Consider the following 23041-nt stretch of genomic DNA (forward strand, 5'->3'; position numbering starts at 1 on the left):
GTCGGCCGGGGGAGGGGAGTGGAGGAGGGGGATGAGGGAGGGGGAGGCACGCCGCAGGGGTCCTGGCGTCAGCCCGCGAAGGCGGCCCGGGCTTCGGGCAGGTCCCAGATCCTGGCGATGGCGGCGGCGCCGGCGCGCGTCACCGCGGCCTCGTCGACCATCGTGGCGCGACCTTCCGCGATCAGCAGCCGGCCGTCCACCATCACGGCGTCGAGGTCGGCGCGGTTGGCGAGCCAGACCAGGGCGCGGCGCGGGTCGTGCAGCGGCTGGGTGAGGGGGCCCGACAGGTCGACGACCGTGAGGTCGGCCTTGGCGCCGGGCCGGATCGCCCCGAGGTCCGGGCGCGCGATCGCCGCCGCCGCCGCGTGGGTGACGGCGCCGATCAGCTCGGGCGCGCTCGCCGCCTCGGCCCGGCCGGACACGAGCTTGGACACGGTGGCGGCTGCGTTGAGTTCGCCGAGAAGGTCCATGTTGTAGCCGTCCGTGCCGACCAGCGTGCGCAGGCCGCGGCCGGCGAACCGGCCGAAGGCCGCGGCCGTGCCGGCGCGGGCGAAGACGCGCGGGCAGTTCAGCACGGAGGCGCCGCGCGCCGCCATGAGGTCGAGGTCGGCGTCCGAACAGTCGACGCAATGGGCGGCGAGGAGGTCGGGCCCGAGCAGGCCGAGCCCGTCGAGATATTCGGCCGGGGTACGCCCGCCGTGCCGCGCCGCGATCGTCGCCACCTCCGCCTTGCTCTGCGCGAGGTGGATGGTGATCGGCGCGCCGAGCTCGCGCGCCCGCCCCGCCGCGGCGCGCAGCAGGTCGGGCGCGCAGGTGTCGGTGGCGTGGGGGCTCATGGCGAGCCGGATGCGGCCCCGGTCGCGCCCCTCCCAGGCGGCGTGGAGGTCGTTCCAGCGGCGCAGGTCCGCCTCGCCGCCGTCCGCGGTGCCGTAGTCGACGCGGCCGGTCGCGTCCGCCTGCGGGGCGGCCCCCGAGAACAGGTAGGGGGCGCCGTAGAAGCGGATGCCCATCTCCAGCGCGGCGTCGAACATCTCCGGAATGCCGTTGCGGAAGGGCTCCATCACGGTGGCGGCGCCGCCCTTGAGCAGCTGCAGGATGCCCAGGCGCGCCACCGCCATGCGCTCGTCCCGCGACAGGATCTCGATGCCGCGCTTCGTCAGCGGCAGCAGCACCGTGTAGACGATGCTCTGGTTGTTCCGGCGCCCCGCGCCGTCCTCCGTGTGGGTGCGGGCCACGGCTTCGCTGAAGCAATGGTTGTGCAGGTTCATCAGCCCCGGCAGCACGAAGCGCCCGGGCCTGTCGAGCACGCGGTCGGCGCCGGCGGGGCGCCCGGGCGTGACGGCCGCGATGCGGTCGCCCTCCACCAGCACCCAATGGTCGCGCAGCACCGTCTGCACGCCGTCGACGAGCGCGAGGACGTGCGAGCCGAAGACCGCCGCCGTGCCGGAGGCGGGGGCGGGGGCGCCGCCGGAGAGGGTCGGGCCGTGCTGCATCGCGTCCGTCTCCCCCTGCCCGTCAGCTCGCCGCCAGCCGCAGGGCGCCGAGCGCCGCCGCGACCGCCCATTGCGTGGGCTCGACCACGGGGCGGCCGATCGCGTCCGCGACGGCGCGGCGGTGGCCCGCCATGCCGGCGCAGCCCAGCACCACGACGCCGGCGCCCCGGTCGGCGACGAGGTGGCGGGCCGCCGCGATCAGCCGGTCCCGCACCGCCTCGCCCGCCGTCTCCTCGGCCGTGGCGGCGATGGGCCAGGACCCGGCGTAGCGGGCGCCGAGCCCCATCTGGCGGACATAGCGGGCCTGGCGCTGCACCGAGGCCGGCGACAGCGCCACGATGCCGAACTGGTCCCCGAGCGTCAGGGCGCGCAGCAGCCCCCATTCGGCGATGCCCATCACGGGCCGGCCGCCCGCGGCCTCGCGCACCGCGTGGAGGCCGGGATCGCTGAAGCAGGCCAGCACGAAGGCGTCGGAGGGGTCGCGCGCGACGAGGTCGCAGAGCGGCACCACGACGCTGTCGGCGTCGCGCTGCGTGGCGATGCCGGGCGGCCCGGACCGCAGCCGGTCGACCGCGATGGCGGGGCCGCCGGGCTGGCGCAGGGGCTCCACGGCGGCGTCGATGGCGGCCGTGACGGCCTCGGAGCTGTTGGGGTTGAGGACCAGGATGCGGCCCGGCGAGGCTGCGCGCGCGCTCATCGGGGTCCGCTCGCCTCGAACCGGGCGAAGCGGCCCGCGATCTCCGCCCCGGTCGCGATCCACACGTCGCCGCAGCCCTGGGCGTAGAGCAGGAACTCGCGCAGCAGGCGCATCCGCATCGGCCGGCCGCTGCATTGCGGGTGCAGCACGGTGGTCACCATGGCGCCCCAGTCGCGGATCTCGTCGAGTTCGTCCGTCCAGATGGACAGGACCTGCTCGCGGGACAGGATGGGCCGCGGGCTGACGCGGGTCGAGAGGCCCAGCACCCAATCGTCGTAGGAGGCCGTCACCGGCAGCTCGATCGTGCCGGCCGCGCCGTCGGCCAGCACGTGGCGGTAGGGGCGCACGTCGTCGCGGAACGAGCTCGAGTAGAGGAACCCGTGCCGGACCAGCAGGGCGCGAAGCTCCTCGCAGAACTCGCCCGAGGGCGCGCGATAGCCCTTCGGCACGACGCCGAGCCGGCGCTTCAGCGCGTCGAGGCCGCGCTCGACCTCCTCGACGATGAAGGGGCTGCCGGGGTCGGGCAGGAGGTGGTGGTAGCCGTGGTGGCCGATCTCGTGTCCGGCCTCGAGGATGCTTTCCGCCATGGCGGGGTAGGCGTCGACCGTCCAGCCCGTGATGAAGAAGGTGGCGGTCAGGCCGAGCCGGTCGAGCAGCTCCAGCAGCTTGGGCGTCCCGACGCGGGCCTCGTAGCCGCCGTAGCTCATCGTCACCAGCCTGTCGGCATGGGCGGGGTTGCCGCCCGTCCAGGCGCTCTCGGCGTCGACGTCGAAGCTGAGGAACATGGCGGCGCGGTGGGGCTCGGGCCAGGGAAAGGCGAGGGCCGGCGCGGCCGCGCTGGCGGGGCGGACCGGGATGGCGTCGATCGCGGCGCGGCGCGCCTCCACGTCACTGCCCGGCATCGATCGTCGCCTTCTCCACGCCGTCGGCCGACAGCTGCCACTTGTCGAGCAGCGCCTTGTAGCTGCCGTCCGCGATCAGGGCGTCGAGGGCCGCCGCCAGCGCGTCCCGCATCGCCGGATCCGCCTTCGACACCGCGATGCCGGTATATTGCGTGCCGAAGGCGGCGCCGACCGGCGCATAGGCCTTGGGCTCCTGGCCCATGACGTAGGGCAGCGTCTCGTTGCCCTGCACGGCGGCGTCGATGCGCCCCTGCTTCAGCTGGGTGCGGGCGTCGCCCGACCCTTCCGTCCCCACCACCGTGATGGGCTTGTCGGCGCAATGCGCCGCGCTCCAGGCCGCGACCTCGCCGGGGAAGGAGGTGCGCCGGCTCGTCCCGACCTTGTGGCCGCAGAGCGCCGCCATGTCCTTGAACTCGTCGGCGCGGGCCTGCTGCACGAAGAACTGCGGGCCGGAGCGCAGGTAGTCGACGAAGCTCGACGCCTCGTGGCGCGAGGCGAGGTCGCTCATGCCCGAGATGATGGCGTCGACGCGGCCGGTCTGCAGGGCCGGCATCATGGCCTCGAAACCCGTCTCCTGCCAGGCGAGCTTGACGCCGAGCTTGGCGGCCAGCGCCTCGGCGAGGCCGACGTCGAAGCCCGTCAGGGCATTGGTGGCGGGGTCGCGGAACTCCATCGGCGGGTAGTTCGGCGTCACCGCCACTTTGAGGACGCCGCTGGCCTTCAGGGACGCGGGCAGGTCCGGCGCCGCCAGGGCGAGGCCGGGCGACAGCCCGAGGACGGCGATGGCGAGGAGGCGTTTCATGCGGGTGTCCTTCGGGCAGGTCGGTCAGGCGATCACGGCGGACAGGAAGGCGCGCGTGCGCGCCTCCCTGGGGGCGCCCAGCACCTCGGCGGGCGACCCCGATTCGACGATGGCGCCGGCGTCCATGTAGACGACCCGGTCCGCCACCTCGCGGGCGAAGCCGAGCTCGTGCGTCACCACCATCATGGTCATGCCGCTGCGGGCCAGTCGCTTCATCACGGCCAGGACCTCGCCGACGCGTTCGGGGTCCAGCGCCGAGGTGGGCTCGTCGAAGAGCATCAGCTTGGGCTTCATGGCGAGCGCCCGGGCGATGGCGACGCGCTGCTGCTGCCCGCCCGACAGCTGGGCCGGGTAGTTGCCGGCCTTGTCGGCGAGGCCGACGCGGGCCAGCAGGTCCAGGGCCTCGGCGCGGGCCTCGGCGGGCCGGCGGCGCTGCACCTGCACGGGCCCTTCCGTGACGTTCTGCAGCGCCGTCATGTGGGCGAAGAGGTTGAAGCGCTGGAACACCATGCCGGTGTTCATGCGCTGGCGGGCGATCTCGCCCTCGCCCAGCGCATGCAGCCTGTCGCCGACGCGGCGGCGGCCCTGGAGCTCGCCGTCGAGGTAGATGGCGCCGCGGTCCACCGGCACGAGCTGGTTGACGGTGCGCAGCAGGGTGGTCTTGCCCGAGCCCGAGGCGCCGACGAAGCACAGGACCTGCCCGGCCTCGACGTCGAGCGACACGCCGCGGAGCGCCTGGAACGGGCCGAACGCGACCGCGACATCGCGCATGGCGACGAGCGGCCGGGCCGGGACCGGGTTCACCGTCGACCCCCTGCCACGCCGCGGGCGAAGCGGCGCTCGAGCAGCATCTGCAGCGGCGTCAGCACCGACACGACCGCGAGGTACCAGATCCCGGCGACGATCAGCAGCTCGATGACGCGGCTGTTGGCGTAGTAGATGTTCTCGGCGTTGTGCAGCACCTCGGGATATTGAATGACGCTGGCCAGCGACGTCGTCTTCACCATGCCGATGAACTCGTTGCCGAGCGGCGGGATGATGACCCGCATGGCCTGGGGCAGGATGATGCGCCGCAGCGCCGTCATCCGGCCCATGCCGATCGTCTGGGCCGCCTCGTACTGGCCCTGGTCGACCGAGAGCAGCCCCGCCCGCACCACCTCGGACGTGTAGGCGCCCTGGTTGATGCCGAGCCCCAGCAGGGCGGCGAAGAAGGGCGTCATGAGGTCGACGGCCCGCCCCGACCACAGGCCCGGGATGCCGATCACCGGGAACACTAGGGCGAGGTTGAACCACAGCAGCAGCTGGAGGATCACCGGCGTGCCGCGGAACAGCCACGTGTAGCCGGCCGCGACGGCGCGCAGCACCGGGTTCGGCGTGAGCCGCATGATCGCCACCGCGACCCCGAGGACGATGCCGAGCGCCATGGCGCAGACCGCCATCACCACCGTGGCGACGATGCCGTCGAGGATCACCGGCACGGTGAGGAAGCGCCCCACGTAGTCCCACTCGATCTGGCCGCGCGCGAAGGCCCGGACCAGCAGGGCCAGCACGGCGAGGATCAGGGCGGCGGCCAGCCAGCGGCCCCCATGGGCCCGCCGGGCCGTCCTCAGCTCCGACAGGTCGCCGAAACCGGCCGCCAGGGGGACGGGCGCCCCCGTCGTCACGGATGGGCGCCGTTGACGGCGACGGAGCCGACGGCATTGCCGCCGAGCCCGTATCTGGCGACGATCGTCCCGTAGGTGCCGTCCGCCATGAGGCCGCGCAGGGCGTCGGCGACCGCATCGCGCAGCGCCGCCTCGTCCTTGCGGAAGGCGATGCCCTGGGCGCCCGTCGCGAAGGGCGCGCCGAGCGCCCGGAAGGCGCCGGGCTCGAGGCTCATGGCGTAAGGGACGGTCTCGCTGCCCTGCACGGCGGCGTCGATGCGGCCCTGCTTCAGCTGCGCCCGGGCATCCACCGTGCTCTCGGCCGGCACGACCACGATGGCGGGCTTGCCGGCCGCCACGCAATGCGCCTGGCTCCAGGCCGCGATCTCGGCCGGGAAGGAGGTGGAGCGGCTGGTGCCGACCTTCAGGCCGCAGAGGTCCTCGGCGGCCTTGGCGGGGCTGGCGGCGAGCGCGTAGAACTGCGGGCCGGTCCTGAGGTAGTCGACGAAGTCCATCGTGTCGCGGCGGGCCGGCGTGTCGGTGAGGCCGCTGATCAGGAGGTCGGCGCGGCCGGTCTTCAGCGAGGGGATGAGCTGCTCGAAGGCGCTGTCCGACCAGGCCACCGTGAGGCCGAGCCGCTTCGCCAGCGCCTCGCCGAGGTCGATGTCGAGCCCCGTCAGCCGCCCCGTCGCGGCATCCTTGTATTCCATCGGCGGGTAGATGGCGTTGACGCTGGCGTGGAGCGTCCCCGCCTGCCGGACGGCGTCCGGCACCTCGGCGGCGGAGGCGGCAAGACCTGAAGCGACGAGGCCTGAGGAGGCAAGGCCTGAGGTGACGAGGGCGGCCGCGGCGACGGCAGCGAGGCGAGCGAGCATCATCGGCAATCTCCCGGCGGGCGCCGCGGTGGGTCAGATGAGCGTGGCGGGCACGGGCTCGACCACGCCGGCCCGCTCCGTGATGGCGCCATAGTGCTCCGGCCGGCGGTGGGCCGCGAAGTTGAACATCTTGTCCTTGCCCTGACGGCACAGGTCGAGGTCGCAATCCGCCACCACCACCTCGTCGCCGAGCGTCGTGGCCTCGGCGACGACGAGCCCGTTGGGGTCGACGATGCAGGAGCCTCCGATCAGGCCCGAACCGTCCTCCTCGCCCGCCTTGGCCACGGCGACCGCCCAGGTGGCGTTCATGTAGGCATTGGCCTGGGCGACGAGCCTGGAATGGAAGGTGCGCAGCCCGGCATCCTCCGTGGTGCCGCCGTTGGGGTCGTAGGCGGCCGAATTATAGCCGACCAGCACCAGTTCGACGCCCTGCAGCCCCAGCATGCGCCACGATTCCGGCCAGCGCCGATCGTTGCAGATCATCATGCCGGTGATGGCACCGTGCCAGGCCGGCCCGGCGCGGAAGGCCGGGAAGCCGGCGTCGCCGTAGTCGAAATAGCGCTTCTCGAGCTGCTGGAAGCGCGCGCCCTCGCGCGGCTCCACCGAGCCGGGGAGGTGGACCTTGCGGTAGCGGCCGAGGATGCGCCCGTCGGCCTCGACCGTGATGGCGGTGTTGAAGCGCCGCCCCTCGGGGGTGAGCTCCGCATAGCCGACGTGGAAGCCGATGCCGAGCGCCGCGGCCCGGTCGAACAGCGGCTGGACCTCCGGGTTCGGCATGCCACGCTCGAAATGGGCGTCGAGCGCCGCGCCGTCGATCAGCCATCGCGGGAAGAAGGTCGTGAAGGCGAGTTCCGGGAACACCGCCAGCGTGGCGCCGCGGGACGCCGCCTCCTCGAGGAGCGCGATCATGCGGGCGAGCGTCGCCGCCCGGCTGTCCGCCTTCTGCGTGGGGCCCATCTGGGCGGCGGCGATCCGCAGCACTCGGCTCATCATGCACCTCGGGGCTTCGGCGTGTGTCGGGCCGGTGCCGACACGCGCCAGCTTTCGAACGCGCGCCTGTTCACAGGCAGGTATCGAAGGTCGGCTTCGACATGCCCGGGGCCGGCTCTCGCCGCCGGTCTCGCATGAAAATTGCATGCCGGGAGGTCTCGGGCAATCCATCGTGCTATGCTGATTCCGCGATCGCTATTCACCGGAATGATCGATGACGCTGAGACAGCTGGAGATTCTCCGCGCCCTGATCCTGTGCTCCACCACCGTCGCGGCGGCGCGGGAGCTGGGCATGTCGCAGCCGGCGGTGAGCAACGCCCTGAAGGCGATGGAGGCCCGGGCCGGCTTCGCGCTGTTCCTGCGCAGCAACAACCGCCTGTTCCCGACGGCCGAGGCCCTGGACCTGCAGGCCGAGGCGGAAACGATCTTCGCCCTGCACGGCCGCCTCGAAGCGAGGGTGCGGGACCTGCGGGACGGCCGCTCGGGGCACCTGCGCCTCGTGTCGACGCCGCCGCTCGGCTACAGCGTCATCCCGCCGGCGCTGGGCCGCTTCGTCGCGGCGCGGCCCGGCGTGCAGGTGTTCTTCGACGTGCGCCGCTACGAGGGCGTCATCGAGAGCGTGGCGAGCGGCGTGGCGGAGCTGGGCTTCGCCCTGGGGTTCGATCACCACCCGGGCATCGCCTCCACGGTGATGGCGCGGGGCGAGATGGTCTGCGTGATGCCGCCCGACCATGCCCTGGCCGCCCTGCCGGCCGTATCGCCGCCCGATCTCGCCGGCCATCCCTTCATCGCGCTGGAGCGCGGGACGCGCCTCGGCGAGGCCGTGAGGGCGAGCTTCGCGGCGACCGGCACGCCCTTCCGGTCGGCGATCGAGGTCCGTTACTGCAACACCGCCTGCGTGCTGGCCGGCGCGGGCGCCGGGGCCGCCGTCGTCGACCCCTTCTCGCCCGTCCAAGGCGGCAGCCACCGGCTGGCGGTCCGTCCCTTCCGGCCCGAAACGCCCGCCGTGTCCCACGTGCTCTGGTCCGAAGCGCGCCCGCTGTCGCGCCTGGCCGAAACCTTTCTGGCCGAAATCCACCGCGCCACCCAGGCTTTGAAGCCGGGCCGGGTTCAGAATTCCGCGACCTTGCCCCAGGCCGAGACGGCGAACCGGTCCGGGTGATAGGGGCGCGGGTCCACCGTCGGGGTCGCGCCCGTGACGAGATCGGCGACGAGGTGCCCCGACCCCGGCCCGGTCCCGAACCCCTGGCCGCTGAACCCCGCCGCCAGCAGGAACCCGGGCAGGCCCGTGACCTCGCCGATGGCGGGCACGCCGTCCGGCGTCGAATCGATGTAGCCGGCCCAGGCCGCCGCCACCGTCGTGCCGCGCAGCGCCGGCAACAGGGCGACGGCCCGGCGGTGGGTTTCGGAGATCAGGCGCGGGTCGGGCCGCGGGTCGAGGATGCGATGCCGCTCCATCGGGGTCGGCGCGTCGAGGCGCCAGCGCCGGAGCGTTCCGTGGCTCCAGCGCAGGCCTTCGGCCCCGCCGGGCCGGAGCAGGCGCCAGCGCCGGGCCAGCATGGGCGCGAACTCGCGGGAGAACAGGATGTGCTGGGGCGTGACGTCGACGCTGCCCCGCCCGCTGATCGCCAGCGTGTGGCCCTCGCCCTCGCCGCGGCGCGTGATCGACACGCCGGGCGTGTGCAGGGCGTCCGGCAGGCCCGCGACGGCGTCCCGGATGGCCAGGATGGACTGGCGCACGGACGATTGGGGAAAGCGGATCCCCAGCTGCCGGCAGAAGGACGAGGCCCAGGCGCCGCCCGCCATCACGGCCGTGCGGGTGCGGATCGTGCCCCGCTCGGTCACGACCGCGCTGACCCGGCCGGCCTCCGTCTCGATGCCGCGGGCCGCGCACATCTGGTGCACGCTGCCCCCCGCCGCCAACACGCCGCGGGCCACCACGGGCGCGGCCCGCGCGGGATCGCCGATGCCGTCGGAGGGCGAGAAGACGCCCCCCTTCCAGGCCCGCGTGGTGCCGGCCCCGCGCGCCGCGGCCTCGTGCCGGTCGAGGATGTGGGTGGTGACGCCGGCCTGCGCGGCGACCTCGCGCCAGGCCGCCCAACGGGCGATCTCGGCCTCGTCCTCGCTGAGGTAGAGGAGGCCGCAGCGGCGGAAACCCGATTCTTCGCCGAGTTCGGCCGACAGCCGGCCCCACAGGTCCAGGCTGTGGGACGCGAGCGACAGGGTGCGGGCGTCGCGGTTCTGCTGGCGGCACCAGCCCCAGTTGCGGCTGGACTGCTCGGCGCCGATCCGACCCTTCTCGAGCAGGGCGACGTCGACGCCCCGCCGCGCCAGGTAGTAGGCCGCGAAGGCGCCGACCACGCCGCCGCCGATCACGACGACGTCGGCGGCCTTCGGCAGGGTCGGCGTCGTTTCGATGGCGAGGAGCGGCGCTGGCATGGGGATCTCCGGCTGCCCGGCAGGCGCGGCGCGGAACGATCGGGCGTGCCGTCCGGCCCGCCCTTATAGGCCCGTGGGCGGGCGGGTCGGCGCCGTGCGGCGCGGCCGGCGCGGCAGAACCTCCGGCATTGTGCGGCCCGGACGGCGTTTTATGCGGCCGTCCCCGCCGCCCCGCGCCCGATGGGGAGCTGGAGCGGAGCGCCCGAAGGCGAAGGCGCGCCGGGGCGAAGTGTCGTAGACTGGCGCTCGGACCCCGGGGCACGACGGAGTCCGGCTTCCAGCATCGGACCGCCCATGAAGCTCGATCGCATCGACATCAACATCCTGTCCGAGCTGCAGAAGAACGGCCGCATCACCAACGTCGAGCTCGCCACCCTGGTCAACCTGTCGCCGAGCCCCTGCCTCATCCGGGTGAAGAAGCTGCAGTCGTCCGGCTACATCGACGGCTACGCGGCCCGGATCAACACCGACCGGCTCGGCCAGGTCTGCACGATCTTCACCGAGTTCACGCTGAAGAACCACCGGCAGGTGGACTTCTCCCGCTTCCTCGCCGCCATCGAGCGCGAGGAGGCGACGATGGAGTGCAACCTTATCTCCGGCGGCTACGATTACCTCGTGAAGTTCGTGACCGGCAGCATCGTCGAATACCAGGCCATGATGGAGCGGCTGATCGACCTCGACATCGGCATCGACAAGTATTTCAGCTTCGTGGTGCTCAAGACCCCCATCGCCCGCACGACCCTGCCGCTGAAGAGCTTGTTCCAGCTGTGAGGTCCCGTGACGCCGAGCGCCGGGCGTCTTCGGGGCATCGTGGCGGGGCGGGGGCCGTTTTCGGCCGTTTCTGCCGCGCGCGAGCGTGTTCCCTGCCGTGACGGTCGTGCACGGCCGATCAGGAGCGCCGGACCCATGCGACTCGACCCCTTCGAACTGACCGCCGTGGACATCGCCGGGGTCGACGTCGAGGCCCTGCACGCGCTGTCGGTCGGGGTCGGCTGGCCGCACCGCGCCGACGACTGGCGCCTCCTGATCGACCTCGGCCAGGGCGTGGCGGCGCTGGACGAGATCGGCCGGGTGCTCGGGTCGGCCATGTGGTTCCCCCAGGCCGAAGCCTTCGCGACGGTCGGCATGGTCATCACGTCGCCGCGCCTGCAGGCGCGGGGCGCCGGCGCCTGGCTGACGGGGGCGGTGCTGGCCGCGGCCGGCGACCGGCCGATCGGCCTCAACGCGACCCGGGCCGCGACCCGCCTCTACCACGGCCTCGGGTTCAGGGCGGAGCGCCCCGTCTTCCAGCACCAGGGCGAGGTGGGTCCGGCACCCGGCGACGGGGGGCTGGCGTCAGGGACGCTGCCGGCGGGAGCGATGCCCCAAGGGACGCTGTCGCGCGACGCGGAGCCGGCGGACCTCCCCGCCCTGGTGGCGCTCGACGCCGCCGCCTTCGGGGCGGCGCGCCCGGCCGTGCTGCGCCGGCTGCTCGCCCTGTCGCAGGGCCGGGTCCTCGTGCGGGACGGGCGCGTCGAGGCCTTCGCGCTGCGCCGGCCCTTCGGCCGCGGCGCCGTCATCGGGCCCGTGGTGGCGTCCGGCGACGCGGAAGCCGTCGCGGTGACCCGGCCCCTCATGGCGCTGCCGGACGGCGGCTTCCTGCGGCTCGACACACGGCAGGCGGAGGGCGACTTTCCGGCCTTCCTGTCGCGCTGCGGCCTCCCCCTCCACGACACGGTCGAGACCATGTCGCGCGGCCGGCCCTGGCTGCGTCCCGGCCGGCCCGGGGCGGCGCCGACCACCTACGGCCTGGCCAGCCAGGCGCTCGGATGACGGCATCCACCACATCGCGCGCGGCATCGGCGCCGCGGCGCCCGACGGGAGCGGACCCATGCAGACCATGACGGACATCCTCGACAGGCTGGTCGGCTTCCCCTCGGTCTGCCGCACGCCGAACCGCGATATCGTGGCCTATGTCCGGGACCACCTCGCCGCCCTCGGCGCCGCCGTGACCGAGATCCCCGGCCCCGAGGGCGACCGGAGCAACCTCTTCGCGACCTTCGGGCCGCGGGACGTGCCGGGCTACATCCTGTCGGCCCATCTCGACGTCGTGCCCGTGGCGCAGGACGGCTGGACCGGCGATCCGTTCCGGTTGAGGCGCGTCGGCGACCGCCTCGTCGGGCGCGGCACCACGGACATGAAGGGCTTCGTGGCCTGTGCGCTGTCGGCCGTGGCGGACCTGCCGCCGACCCTGTCCCGCCCCCTCCATCTCGCGCTGTCCTACGACGAGGAGGTCGGCTGCGTGGGCGTCCGCCACATGATCGCCCGCCTGCCCGAACTCTGCGCCCCGCCGCTCGGCTGCCTCGTCGGCGAGCCCTCGGGGCTGCGTCCCGTGCTGCGCCACAAGGGCAAGGCCGCCGGCCGCGTCGTCGTGACGGGCCGGTCCGGCCATTCGTCGCGGCCGGACCTCGCCGACAACGCCATCCATGCGGCGGCCGAGGTCGTCCTCGCCATCCGCGCCCGGCACGACAGGTTCGCCGCGGAGGGGCCGTTCCACGACGCCTTCCTGCCGCGCGCCACCACGCTCCAGGTCGGCATCATCGGGGGCGGCACCTCCGTCAACACGGTGCCGGACGCCTGCCGCGTCGATTGGGAGGTGCGGGCCGTGCCCGGCGTCGAGCCCCTGGCGGTTGTCGAGGAGGTGGCGGCGGAGGTCCGGCGCATCCTGGCGCCGCACGGGGCGGCCGGGCGCAGCTACGCCGCCACCTGCGAGGTCCTGTCGGCCTATCCCGCCCTCGACCTCCCGGCGGACTCGGAGCTTTGCCGCCTCGTCGCGGCCGTGTCGGGCCGGGAGGTGCTCGGCGCCGTCAGCTACGGGACCGAGGCCGGCCTGTTCCAGGCCGCCGGCGTGCCCGCCATCGTGTGCGGCCCCGGCGACATCACCGAAGCGCACCGGCCGGACGAATCCATCGCGCTGTCGGACCTCGACGCGTGCCGCGCCATGCTGCTCCGCTTCGCCGCCGCGGTCGCGTGAGGGCGGCGGCGGGCCGCGCCGCAGCAGATCCTGCCGTCTCCCGCCGCCGAAAGGCGCGGCGCCGCGGCGGACGGGCCGCAAAGCCGCACCCGGCGCGCCGGCGCGGCCGGTAGGACTGGTCGGGAGGCGGACGGCCACGGAGGCACGGATGACGGATGGCGTGACATTTCGGGCCCTGGCGCCGGACGACGTCGCGGCGGTCCACGCCCTGTCGGCCGAGATGCGCTGGCCGCACCGGCCGGACGACCTGCGGCTGTTCGAAAGCATCGGGCAGGGCTTCGTCGGGACCGAAGCGGGCGGCGCGGTCGTCGCCGCCGGCATGTGGTGGCCCTATGGCGAGGGTCTCGCCACGGTCGGCATGGTCATCGTCACGGCCGGCCTGCAGGGCCGCGGGATCGGCCGCGGCGTCATGACCCGGCTCATCGCCGCCGCCGGCGACCGGACCCTGCGCCTCACCGCCACCGTGGCCGGCCGACCGCTCTACGAGGTCCTCGGCTTCCGGGTGACGGGGGCCGTGGCGCAGCACCAGGGCGTGGCGTCGGCGGGAGCGATACCACCGTCGCCCACCGTCCGGCCGGCCGGGCCCGGCGACCGGCCGGCGATCCTGGCCCTCGACGGCCAGGCGAGCGGCGGCGACCGGGCCGCGCTGCTGGCGCGCCTGCTGGCCGAGGGCGAAACCTCCGTGCTGGAGCGGGACGGCGAGGTTTGCGGCTATGCGGTGTGCCGCGGGTTCGGGCACGGCCACGTCGTCGGGCCGATCGTGTGCCGGGACGAAGCCGACGCCGTCGCGCTCGTCGGCCCCCACCTGCAGGCCCATCACGGGACCTTCGTGCGGGTCGACGCGACCGTGACGGAGGGGCGCTTCGTGGATGCGCTCGCCGGGAGCGGCCTCGCCTCCGTGAACCACAGCGTGCAGATGACCCGGGGCCCGGCGGGCGAACCGGGCCCGGCCCGCATCTACGGCCTCGCCAGCCAGGCGCTCGGCTGACCCTCGCCGGCCGAGGCACTCGGCCGCCTTCGGAACAGGCCGGGGCGCAGGCGCGACCTCGAGAACAGGCGAAACCATGGACATCCCGACGTCGGACCGGTTCTACATCGACGGCGACTGGCGGCGGCCGTCGACGTCGGAGCTGATCGCCGTAATCGATCCCAGCACCGAGGCGGTCGCCGGACATGTGGCGGCGGGCGGCCCGGACGACGTCGACCGCGCCGTGGCGGCGGCGGCCCGGGCCTTCCCGGCCTTCTCGCGCACCTCCGTCGCCGAACGGTCGGCGCTGCTCGGGCGCATCGCCGACCTGCTCGAGGGCAGGAGCCGGCGCTTCGCCGACGCGCTGGTGGGGGAGATGGGGGCCGCGGTCGGCTTCGCCGTCGCCGCCCAGGTCCCCTTCGCGCTCGCGCATGTCCGGGTGGCGATCGACGTGCTGGCGCGCTACGCCTTCGTGAGCCACCGCGGCACCACCGCCACCGTGAAGGAGCCGATCGGCGTCTGCGGCCTCATCACGCCCTGGAACTGGCCGCTCTACCAGATCACCGCCAAGGTGGCGCCGGCGCTCGCGGCGGGCTGCACGATCGTGCTGAAGCCGAGCGAGCTGTCGCCGTTCAGCGCCCTGCTGTTCGCCGAACTCATGCACGACGCCGGCGTGCCGCCCGGCGTCTTCAACCTCGTCAACGGCACCGGCGAGACCGTCGGGGCGGCGCTGTCGGCCCATCCGGGCGTCGACATGGTGTCCATCACGGGGTCGACCCGGGCGGGGGTGCTGGTCGCGCAGGCGGCGGCGCCGACCGTCAAGCGGGTCGTGCAGGAGCTCGGCGGCAAGTCGCCCAACGTCATCCTCGACGACGCCGACCTCGCGCGATGCATCGGGCCGGGCGTGCTGGCGGCGTTCCGCAACGTCGGCCAGTCCTGCAGCGCGCCGACCCGCATGCTCGTGCCCGCCGGGCGGCTCGCCGAGGTCGAGGCCCTGGCGGCCGAGGCCTGCGCGGCGATCCGGGTCGGCGACCCGCGCCACGAGGCCACCACCATGGGGCCGATCGCCAACGGCGCGCAGTACCGGCGCGTGCAGGAGATGATCGCGGCCGGCATCGCGGACGGCGCGACGCTGGTGGCGGGCGGGCTCGGCCGGCCGGCGCCGCTCGAGCGTGGCTTCTTCGCCAGGCCGACGATCTTCTCGGATGTGACGCCGGGGATGCGGATCGCCCGCGAGGAGATCTTCGGCCCGGTGCTGTCGATCATGCCCTACCGCGACGACGCGGAAGCGCTGCGGCTCGCCAACGACACCGTCTACGGGCTCGGCGCCCACGTGCAGTCGGGCGACCTCGGCCGCGCCCGGCGCTTCGCCGCCGGCATCAGGGCCGGCCAGGTCCTCATCAACAACCCGGTCTGGGACGGCGAGGCGGCCTTCGGGGGCTACAAGCGCTCGGGGAACGGCCGCGAATTCGGCGTGGCGGGCCTGGAGGAATATCTCGAGACCAAGGCCATCGTGGGCTACGGCCCGGCCTGAGCCGACCCCGCGGACCAGGACATCGACCCTGGCGACCCGAGTCCGGAGCCCTGCGCGGTTCCCACCGGGAGTCGACAGGCATCCGCAGTCTCTGTCCCATGGATCGTTGCGGTCGGGCCGCGCACGCGCGCCCCACCGGCGACACCTTCGCCGTCACGGTGCAGAAGCCGTTCCAGGCCGGCGCCATCCCGGCCGCCATGCTGCGCCACGCCAATGCGCTGAGGCCGCACCTCGCCCGTTCCATCCTGTTCTCGGCCCGCATCGGCCTCGACCGCGCCCGCGCCGCCGCCGACGCGCCCGAGGTCGTCGGGCTGCCGGCCGCCGTGCTGGGGGCGAACGGCCGTCCGCTCGCCGCCAACGCCCTGTTCGAGGCCCTGATGCCGGCGGTCGCGGTCGAGCGCCGGACGCGCATCGGGCTGGCCGACCGGCGGGCCGACAGCGGCACGCGATCGGTCCCGGTGCGATCGACGGAAGGCGCGGCCGCGGTGATCGCCCACCTCATCCCGGTGCGCCGCTCCGCCTTCGACGTCTTCGTCGGGGCCGCATCGGTGCTGCTGCTCGCCCCGGTGGCGGCGCGCGGGCCGGTGGATGCCCGCGTGCTCGAAGGTCTCTTCGACCTGACGCCGGCTGAAACCCAGCTGTGCCGGGTCATCGGCGACGGCCGGCTGACCCTGCCGGAGACGGCCCGCACCTTGAGCATCTCCTACATAACCGCAAGGGTCCACCTGCGGGCCATCTTCGACAAGACCGGCACGGCGCGCCAGGCCGAACTGGTCGGCCTGCTGTCCGCCATGCTGCCTTGAAGCGCCTTCACCTTCGGCGCATGCGCTTCAGCTCCGCGTCGAGCGCGGTCCCGTCGGCTTGCGACGGCCGAGCCGATGCCGGGACAGCCGACACCGGCTACCGCACGCGAGCCTGTTCCAAGCTGAAGACGAAGCGCCGGTTCGACGACAGCGCGACAGGTCCTTGGGGGATGTGACCGGGTCTGTGCGCGATGTCAGATTGCGTAAACCAGTTATCTTTGGCCCTCCGTCAACCAAAAGCAACTTTTGTGATTGCCGCCGAGGTCGAGCCTGCCTTACAGCAATATGGGTTTCCTGGGGTCGCCTCGGCGGTTCCAAGTCGATGACACTGCTCCCGGTTCCAGGCTGGAGCGAGGTCGCCGCTGGCGAAAGCGCTCCGGCCATCGTGCAGGACAGGAGGTGGCGGATGTCCCTGGTTTGGACTGTCGTCGGGCTCAACCTCGGGGCCCTCGGTGCGCTGGCCTGGCTGCTCTGGGGCCGTTGATCCGCGGCGGCCCGCGAGGGCCGCGGTCGCGCGGTCGGACCCGGCACCGCCCAGGCGCGCATCAGGCCTCGGCCATCAGGCGCTCGTATTCACGCTCCGCGCTGCCGTAGCCGTCCCCCGCGAGGTCCAGCAGCTTGTCGCGGTCCCGGATTTCGATGTGGCCGCGCTTGTTGCGGATCGCCCCCGTCCCTTCCAGGACATGGCTGGCGACGGTCACGCCGGGGCGGCGGACGCCCAGCATGGCGGACAGGAACTCGTGGGTCAGGTACAGGTCCTGGCCGCCCATGCGATCCTGCATCATCAGGAGCCAGCGGGCGAGCCGGGCCTCGATGTCGAACAGGGCGTTGACATAGGCGGTCTGGGCGATCTGGACCATCAGCGCCTGGGTGTAGAGCCCCAGCGGCCTGAAGATCGACGGCCGCTGCGCCAGCGCGGCCCGGAGGTCGCGGGCGGCGATGCTCAGGCCTTCGCCGGCGCCCTGGACCAGGAACGTGCAGGGGATGCGGTCGGTGCCGAGCACGACGGGGAGGCCGACGAGCCCCTCCCGGCCGATGAGCCCGATCTCGATGCGGCCCTCCTCGCTGTCGACGATGGTCGAGACGACGCCGCTTTCGGGGAAGACGACGTCGCGGATCGGCTCGTTCGCCGGGATCAACAGCGACTGGAACCTCAGGGGCACGCGCTCCAGCATCGGCTCGAGCAGGGCGTAATCGTCGGGCGCGAGGGCCGCGAGCAGGCGATTGCGACGGGGAGGCCGACCTGGATGCACGCTTCGATCCCCCGGACGGGAGAGCGCGGGCCTCTCTCGGGCGCCGGCCTCCGTTGGTCCAACCGACGATGGCGGAAGTCTATGGCGGCGGAACCCGTCCCGCACTCACTTAAAGCAGTCTCGCGGGAAAGGGACGGCAGCCGCGGCGCTGCCGGCCCGTCCGGCGGCTTGCCGCGCCCGGACGATGAAACTGCTCTCGACGCGAGAGCGCGAGCGAATTCGCGCGAAGGCGAAGGCGTTCTAGCGGCAGGTAGGCCCGCCGCAGGCCTCGATGCGCATCCATTCGTCGGCGATGCGGTCCGGCAGCAGGAAGCTGCGCTCGTCGATCCGGTCGAGGTGGCGCCGCATCAGCGCGGCGCTGCGCTCGTCGCGGGACAGGCCGCCGGGGCGGAAGTGGCGCTCGTCCTCGGCGGCCGCATAGGCCTCCTCGGTCATGGCGTGGTAGAGGATCGCGCAATCGGACCGCGACAGCCGGCACGCCGCGTCGGCGGCCTGCCCGAGGGACGGGACCGCCGCGAGCGCGGCAGCGGCCAGCACGGCGCGCGCGACGCAGGCCGGCCTGACGAATGTTCGCGCGTCGATGGATCGCATCCTGAAACTCCCCGCCCCGTCACTGTCGAGCGGTCCGTCCGCACTGTGTCGTGGAAGACTCACCCGAGATGGAACGCGGACGAATGCGGGGTTCATCCTGGCACCAGTCCGATGAGACGGCATGAGTTCAGGCTAGCGCATCTCGGAACAACATTCGATGGCCTGCTCCGATCTCGACAAGCCGGAAGCCGTTCCGGTGCCGGTGTCGCCGGACTGGATCCGGTGGATCCGCCTGGCTTCGGCCCGGCCGGCCCGGCCCTGTCGCGACGCGCCGGCCCGGCCCGCGCCTCGGCTGCTCCCGGCCTTCCCGGGCACCGGCGGCGCCAAGAGCCTCTGACGGGGCGGGCCAGGGAACGGCGGGCGGCCACGGCATGGGCGGGCGGCCGCGAGGCCGACCGTCACGGCGCGCCGAGCCCGTCGAGGTTGGCGAGCGCCAACGGGCGGCGGCCCTCCTCGATGGCGTGGATGCGCCCCACGATGGCGGCCGTGACGGGCGTCGGCAGGCCGTGCCGCGCCCCGATCGTCACGACGGGCCCGAGCTGCGCGTCGACCTCGGTGCGGCGCTTGCGCACCGCGAGGTCGCGCCAGATGCCCGAATGGGATTTCAGCGAGCGCCGGTTGTGCGCCACCATGTCGTCGAAGGAGCGGGCCGTGCGCTCGGGCGGCGCTTCGGGCGCGAAGGCCGACGGGTCGAAGCCGTCGAAACCCTCGAGGCTCACGCCCTCGGCCCGCGCCACCGCCACGACCTCGTGGGCGAGGCGGGTCAGCGTCGGGCGGTGCTCCGGCATGGCGAGGACGTCGGCGATGGAGGCGTCCGTCAGCGCGGTGGCGAAGAGCATGCCGCCGTAGATCAGCTTGGCCCACAGGTATCCCCAGATGTTGGGGGTGGCGATGGCGGCGGGGTCGAAATGCCGGAACAGGCCGTGCAGCTCGCGCAGCCGCGGCGTGTCGGCCCCGTCGATCTCGCCCAGCACCACGGCGCCGCGGCCGCCGTAGAGCACGGTGCCGGGCGCCAGGGTGTCGGCGCCGAAATTGACGAAGCAGCCCATCGTGCGGGCGGGGCCGACCCGCGCCGCGATGACGGTCTCGTTGAGCCCGTTCTGCGCCGACACCACGAAGCCGTCCTCGGCCACATGCGGCGCCAGGGCCGCGACGGCCTCCTCCGTGTGATGCGCCTTCACGGCGAGGATGCAGCGCCGGAACGTGCCGGCGAGGCCGTCGGGCGTGACGGCGGGCGCCCGGACGCGCCCCGGCGCCACCGGCCCGGTGATCTCGAGGCCCGCCGACGCGATGGCGGCGACGTGGTCGGCCGCCGTGTCGACGAAGACCACCGCCTCGCCGGCGCGCAGGAAGGCGGCGCCGAGCGCCCCGCCGATGGCGCCCGCGCCCCATACGAGGATCGGGTCGCGGCCGATGCCGGTCGCGGCGTCGCCCACGGCATGGCTCATGACCAGGGCCCTTCCAGCACGGCGCGGGTTTCGGCCACCGCCACGTCCCAGATGGCCAGCATGTCGGCGTCGGGCCGCGCGTAGAGCCCGCCGAAATTGCCGTCGCCGAGCAGCGCGCGGACCCCCTCCGGCGCCATCACCCGCATGCGGTCGAAGTCCACCATGGGCTTTTGCGTCTCGGGCTGGACCACGCCCGGCAGGCGCGTCCAGGGGAAGTTCTCCATCCAGGAGGCGTGGCTGGCGACGGGGTCGATCTCCTGCACCTTGGCGAAGGTCTTCGGCGCGCTCCACCAATTGTGGAACTTGACGGCCGTGCCGGGATGGTCGGCCATCCATTCGGTGGCGAGCGCGCCGGCCGGGGCGTTGCCGCCGTGGCCGTTGACCAGGAGGATGCGGCGGAAGCCCTGGCCGTGCAGGCTGTCGAGCACGTCGCGCACCAGCGCGAGGTAGGTCGAGACCCGCAGGCTGACCGAGCCCGGATAGGCCAGGAAATAGGGCGTGACGCCGTAGGGCTGGGCCGGGAAGACCGGCACGCCCAGGGGCGCCGCGGCCTCGGTGGCGACCCGCTCCGACAGGATGGAATCGACCGACAGACTCAGGCCGGCATGCTGCTCGGTGGAGCCCAGCGGCAGCACGGCGCGGTCGTCCCCGGCGAGGTAGCCTTCCACCTGGGACCAGTTCATGGCGCTGATCGTCACGCGACATCCTCCTGTGCGGCCGCGGCCTCGGCGAGCAGCGGCCGCACGATGCGGTCGATGTCGCCGGGGTCCGGGCTGTGGCGGTATTCGATGGCGGCGGCGCCGCGCGGCAGCCGGTCCAGCACGGCTTCGGCGCCGGTGGCGTAGACCACCACGTCCGAGGCCCCGAGCCGCGCGTCGAGGTCCGGGTCGTCGAGGAGCGCGACCGCGACGCGCGCCACATGCGGGGCGAAGCGCCCGACGCCCGGGCGCATCAGGGGCAGGAACTCGGGAAAGCGCGACACGGCCAGCACCCGGGCGCGGGGGTCGAGCGAGGCGAGGGCGCGGCGCGTCGCCTCGGCCGGGATGAAGCTGATCGTGGCGAGCCGGCTGCGCGGCAGCAGCGCCGCCACGTCCCGCCGGCGGTGCGCCATGACGAGCACGAGGTCGGCGGCCCCGGCGCGCCGCAGCGCGGCGGGGTCGCGGGCGAGTTCGTCGAGCGTGACGCCCTCCACGGTCGCGGCCGGCCCCAGGGCCTCGGCCACGGCGCGGGCATAGGCGGCGGTGGCGGAGGGGAAGATGCCCACGAGGGCGAGGCGCCGGCCGGCGCGGCCGGACCGGCGCGCCGACAGCCGGGCCGCCACCAGCCCGGCGATGTCGCCCGCCGCCATGCCGAGCCCGAGGCCGTCGTCGATCAGCCGGTCGACCCGGCGGTGGAAGGCCAGCAGCCGCTCGCCCGGGCCTTCGAGGCCGCCGCGCCGCGCCACGAAGGTGCCGGAGCCCGCCCGGCCCTCGATCAGCCCGGCATGCTTCAGGTCGCGGTAGACCTGGCTCACCGTCATGGGGGCGACGCCCGCCTCCCCGGCGAGATCCCGCACCGAGGGCAGCCGGTCCCCGACCCGGAACTCGCCGCAGGCGATGCCGTAGGCGATGAGGCCGCGCAACTGCAGGCCGAGCGGCACCGGCAGGCTGCGATCGAGGGTGAGGCGGATGAAGGCGGAGGTCATCTGTGCTGAAAGGCTAGCACGGTGGCGCGACGCTCCACAATCGGCTCTCCTGCATGAAATAGCGGCGTTGTTGCCGCTAATCTATGCGGGGATCGACATTGACGCGAGAGAAACGTCACGGTTATTCTGCGTCGGCAGTATCGGGGCCGGACGGGATCGTCACTGCGACGACATCCTGCCGAAGCCGCTCGGCTTTCGAACCGCAGGCGCCGTCGCCGGAGGCGAAAGCGCTCTAGCGCCGTAGAACACACCACCACGGGAACGATGCCGATGACGATGCGCCCCCGCTTCAGGACGGTCCTGGCCCTCTCGACCTGCCTGGGGGCCTCGCTGGCCGGCGCCGCGGGGGCCGGCGCCGTGACCCGCGGCGGCATCATGACCTACGGGCGCTACGCCGACAGCCTGTTCCTCGATCCCGTCCTCAACGACGCCAACGTCGACATCTGGATCCTGTCGAACCTTTACGACACGCTGCTGCTGCCGACCGACGACGGCAAGGGCGTGCAGCCCGGCCTCGCCTCGGCCTATGCGGTGGCGGCGGACGGCAAGTCGATCACGCTGACGCTGCGCGACGGCATCATGTTCTCGGACGGCTCGCCCATCACGGCCGAGGACGTGAAATGGTCGCTCGACCGGGCCCGCGACCCCAAGGAGGGCATCTGGAACTTCATCGACGAGTCGATCGGCTCCGTCGACGTCAAGGATCCCAAGACCGTGGTGCTGACGCTGAAGCACCCCGACCCCGCCATCGTGGCGGGCCTCAGCGTCTTCAACAACGGCATCATGCCGAAGAAGCTCGTCGAGGCCATGCCGGGCGCGACGCTCGACGACAAGGCCAAGGCCTTCGCCGAGCACCCCGTCGGCTCCGGCCCCTTCGCCTTCGCGTCGTGGAGCCGCGGCCAGACGATGAAGCTCGTCAAGAACCAGCACTATTGGCGCCCGGGTGCCGACGGCAAGCCGCTGCCCTACCTCGACGGCGTCACCTTCGAGGTCCTGCCCGACGACGCGACGCGGCTGCTCAAGGTGCAGTCGGGCGAACTCGACGGCGCGGAATTCGTGCCCTTCAGCCGCGTCGAGGAGCTCAAGGCCGACCCCAAGCTCGACATGGCGCTGTTCCCCTCCACCAAGGTGGCCTACGGCACGTTCAACGTGCGGCCCAAGCTGAAGAGCGGCGCCGACAACCCGCTCGCCAACGTCAAGGTCCGCCAGGCGCTCAACGTCGCCGCCGACAAGGACGCCATCATCGCCATCGTGACCCATGGCGTCGGCACGCCCATGTCGAGCTTCATGTCGAGCGCGACGCCGCTCCACGCCGGCACCGGCACGGAATTCCCGGCCGACCCCGCCAAGGCCAAGGCGTTGATGAAGGAGGCGGGCTTCGAGAAGGGCTTCGGCTTCCCCGTCCTGGTCCTGGCCGGCAACGTCGACGAGATCGGCATCGCCACGGCGCTTCAGCAGATGTGGGCGGACCTCGGCGTGACGCTGGAGATCCAGCAGGTCGACAATGCCACGCTGACGGCGCGCTTCCGCGAGGGCGACTTCTCGATGCGGCTCGGCTACTGGACGGACGACATCGCCGATCCGAGCGAGATCGCCTCCTACTTCGGCTACTACCCCAACATCCAGGCCCAGCATTCGGGCTGGAACGACCCGGCCTTCAACACGCTGTTCGAGGCCTCGCAGCAGGAACTCGACCCCGCCAAGCGCGCCGACCAATATGCCAGGATGCAGGCCATCTACCGCGACGGCCCGACCCTGCCGCTCTACGAATCGCCCTATCCCGTTGTGCTGAAGAAGAGCGTGCACGGCTTCCTGCAGATCCCGCTCGGCAACAACATCTTCTCGGGCGCGTCGCTCGAGAAGTGAGCCCGCGCGTCCCGCATCCCCCGGCCCGCGCGGTCCCCCGC

General features: G+C 73.2%; 24 protein-coding genes. 10 read left to right on the forward strand and 14 right to left on the reverse strand.

The features are described from left to right. Positions 1-68: 68 nt before the first annotated feature. Genes D3272_RS11855 through D3272_RS11890 form a run of 8 tightly spaced genes read right to left on the reverse strand, consistent with a single transcriptional unit; the run spans position 69 to position 7402 of the window. Entirely contained in the window at positions 69-1493 is a 1425-nt protein-coding gene (locus D3272_RS11855; RefSeq protein ID WP_129219391.1) for an amidohydrolase family protein, read from the reverse strand. Positions 1494-1515: 22 nt separating this feature from the next. After that, a complete protein-coding gene (locus tag D3272_RS11860; protein WP_129219392.1) occupies positions 1516-2190 on the reverse strand; it encodes an aspartate/glutamate racemase family protein in 675 nt (224 codons plus the stop codon). Further along, entirely contained in the window at positions 2187-3092 is a 906-nt protein-coding gene (locus D3272_RS11865; RefSeq protein WP_129219393.1) for a polysaccharide deacetylase family protein, read from the reverse strand. The genes D3272_RS11860 and D3272_RS11865 overlap by 4 nt, the downstream gene beginning before the upstream one ends. Continuing rightward, positions 3079-3894, reverse strand: a complete 816-nt coding sequence (locus D3272_RS11870; protein ID WP_129219394.1) for an ABC transporter substrate-binding protein — start codon at positions 3892-3894, stop codon at positions 3079-3081. The genes D3272_RS11865 and D3272_RS11870 overlap by 14 nt, the downstream gene beginning before the upstream one ends. A 24-nt stretch (positions 3895-3918) precedes the next feature. After that, entirely contained in the window at positions 3919-4665 is a 747-nt protein-coding gene (locus tag D3272_RS11875) for an amino acid ABC transporter ATP-binding protein (RefSeq protein WP_129219551.1), read from the reverse strand. 29 nt (positions 4666-4694) lie between these two features. Then, positions 4695-5558, reverse strand: coding sequence for an amino acid ABC transporter permease (locus D3272_RS11880; protein WP_129219395.1), 864 nt, complete (start codon positions 5556-5558; stop codon positions 4695-4697). After that, positions 5555-6415 (reverse strand): ABC transporter substrate-binding protein, encoded by an 861-nt coding sequence (locus tag D3272_RS11885; protein WP_245496512.1) that lies wholly within the window; start codon positions 6413-6415, stop codon positions 5555-5557. Before D3272_RS11885 ends, D3272_RS11880 begins: the two co-directional genes overlap by 4 nt. Before the next feature lie 30 nt (positions 6416-6445). Then, on the reverse strand, positions 6446-7402 hold the full coding sequence (locus D3272_RS11890; RefSeq protein ID WP_129219396.1) for an N-carbamoyl-D-amino-acid hydrolase: 957 nt from the start codon (positions 7400-7402) through the stop codon (positions 6446-6448). Between the two features lie 214 nt (positions 7403-7616). Here D3272_RS11890 and D3272_RS11895 point away from each other — a divergent pair, with 214 nt between their 5' ends. Further along, positions 7617-8564, forward strand: a complete 948-nt coding sequence (locus D3272_RS11895; protein WP_129219397.1) for a LysR family transcriptional regulator — start codon at positions 7617-7619, stop codon at positions 8562-8564. Here the strand turns inward: D3272_RS11895 and D3272_RS11900 are convergent. Continuing rightward, positions 8513-9841: an NAD(P)/FAD-dependent oxidoreductase gene (locus D3272_RS11900; RefSeq protein ID WP_129219398.1), complete on the reverse strand. Its 1329-nt coding sequence runs from the start codon at positions 9839-9841 to the stop codon at positions 8513-8515. The two genes, D3272_RS11895 and D3272_RS11900, sit on opposite strands and share 52 nt — an antisense overlap. Before the next feature lie 294 nt (positions 9842-10135). Here D3272_RS11900 and D3272_RS11905 point away from each other — a divergent pair, with 294 nt between their 5' ends. From D3272_RS11905 to D3272_RS27285, 7 genes are all read left to right on the forward strand, one after another. Beyond that, positions 10136-10612 carry an Lrp/AsnC family transcriptional regulator gene (locus D3272_RS11905; protein ID WP_129219399.1) on the forward strand — a complete coding sequence of 159 codons (477 nt, stop codon included), beginning with the start codon at positions 10136-10138 and terminating at the stop codon, positions 10610-10612. A gap of 135 nt (positions 10613-10747) precedes the next feature. Then, a complete protein-coding gene (locus D3272_RS11910) occupies positions 10748-11653 on the forward strand; it encodes a GNAT family N-acetyltransferase (RefSeq protein ID WP_129219400.1) in 906 nt (301 codons plus the stop codon). Between the two features lie 58 nt (positions 11654-11711). After that, on the forward strand, positions 11712-12854 hold the full coding sequence (argE, locus tag D3272_RS11915; protein WP_129219401.1) for an acetylornithine deacetylase: 1143 nt from the start codon (positions 11712-11714) through the stop codon (positions 12852-12854). Positions 12855-13002: 148 nt separating this feature from the next. Then, a complete protein-coding gene (locus tag D3272_RS11920) occupies positions 13003-13842 on the forward strand; it encodes a GNAT family N-acetyltransferase (RefSeq protein ID WP_129219402.1) in 840 nt (279 codons plus the stop codon). Positions 13843-13918: 76 nt separating this feature from the next. After that, a complete protein-coding gene (locus D3272_RS11925) occupies positions 13919-15355 on the forward strand; it encodes an aldehyde dehydrogenase family protein (RefSeq protein WP_129219403.1) in 1437 nt (478 codons plus the stop codon). A 98-nt stretch (positions 15356-15453) separates the two neighbouring features. Beyond that, positions 15454-16158, forward strand: coding sequence for a helix-turn-helix transcriptional regulator (locus D3272_RS11930; RefSeq protein WP_129219404.1), 705 nt, complete (start codon positions 15454-15456; stop codon positions 16156-16158). Positions 16159-16480: 322 nt separating this feature from the next. After that, a complete protein-coding gene (locus tag D3272_RS27285) occupies positions 16481-16642 on the forward strand; it encodes a hypothetical protein (protein ID WP_165361324.1) in 162 nt (53 codons plus the stop codon). Between the two features lie 61 nt (positions 16643-16703). Here the strand turns inward: D3272_RS27285 and D3272_RS11935 are convergent, their stop codons facing one another. Continuing rightward, positions 16704-17411, reverse strand: coding sequence for a Crp/Fnr family transcriptional regulator (locus tag D3272_RS11935; RefSeq protein WP_245496514.1), 708 nt, complete (start codon positions 17409-17411; stop codon positions 16704-16706). Positions 17412-17651: 240 nt separating this feature from the next. Next, positions 17652-18002 (reverse strand): hypothetical protein, encoded by a 351-nt coding sequence (locus D3272_RS11940; RefSeq protein WP_129219405.1) that lies wholly within the window; start codon positions 18000-18002, stop codon positions 17652-17654. Positions 18003-18159: 157 nt separating this feature from the next. Between D3272_RS11940 and D3272_RS11945 the strand changes: the two genes are divergently transcribed. Then, positions 18160-18339 carry a hypothetical protein gene (locus D3272_RS11945; RefSeq protein ID WP_129219406.1) on the forward strand — a complete coding sequence of 60 codons (180 nt, stop codon included), beginning with the start codon at positions 18160-18162 and terminating at the stop codon, positions 18337-18339. Between the two features lie 61 nt (positions 18340-18400). Here the strand turns inward: D3272_RS11945 and D3272_RS11950 are convergent, their stop codons facing one another. The 3 genes from D3272_RS11950 to D3272_RS11960 are packed head-to-tail and all read right to left on the reverse strand — an operon-like array spanning position 18401 to position 21134. Next, positions 18401-19450, reverse strand: a complete 1050-nt coding sequence (locus tag D3272_RS11950; protein WP_129219407.1) for a ketopantoate reductase family protein — start codon at positions 19448-19450, stop codon at positions 18401-18403. Then, positions 19447-20148, reverse strand: a complete 702-nt coding sequence (locus D3272_RS11955; protein WP_129219408.1) for a creatininase family protein — start codon at positions 20146-20148, stop codon at positions 19447-19449. The genes D3272_RS11950 and D3272_RS11955 overlap by 4 nt, the downstream gene beginning before the upstream one ends. Further along, the gene (locus D3272_RS11960) at positions 20145-21134 is read right to left on the reverse strand and encodes a GntR family transcriptional regulator (protein WP_129219409.1); all 990 of its coding nucleotides are present in this window, start codon (positions 21132-21134) and stop codon (positions 20145-20147) included. The genes D3272_RS11955 and D3272_RS11960 overlap by 4 nt, the downstream gene beginning before the upstream one ends. 270 nt (positions 21135-21404) lie before the next feature. Between D3272_RS11960 and D3272_RS11965 the strand changes: the two genes are divergently transcribed. Continuing rightward, a complete protein-coding gene (locus D3272_RS11965) occupies positions 21405-23000 on the forward strand; it encodes an ABC transporter substrate-binding protein (RefSeq protein ID WP_129219410.1) in 1596 nt (531 codons plus the stop codon). Positions 23001-23041 lie beyond the last annotated feature (41 nt).

The sequence above is a fragment of the Lichenibacterium ramalinae genome, from assembly GCF_004137085.1.
GTDB lineage: Bacteria > Pseudomonadota > Alphaproteobacteria > Rhizobiales > Beijerinckiaceae > Lichenihabitans > Lichenihabitans ramalinae.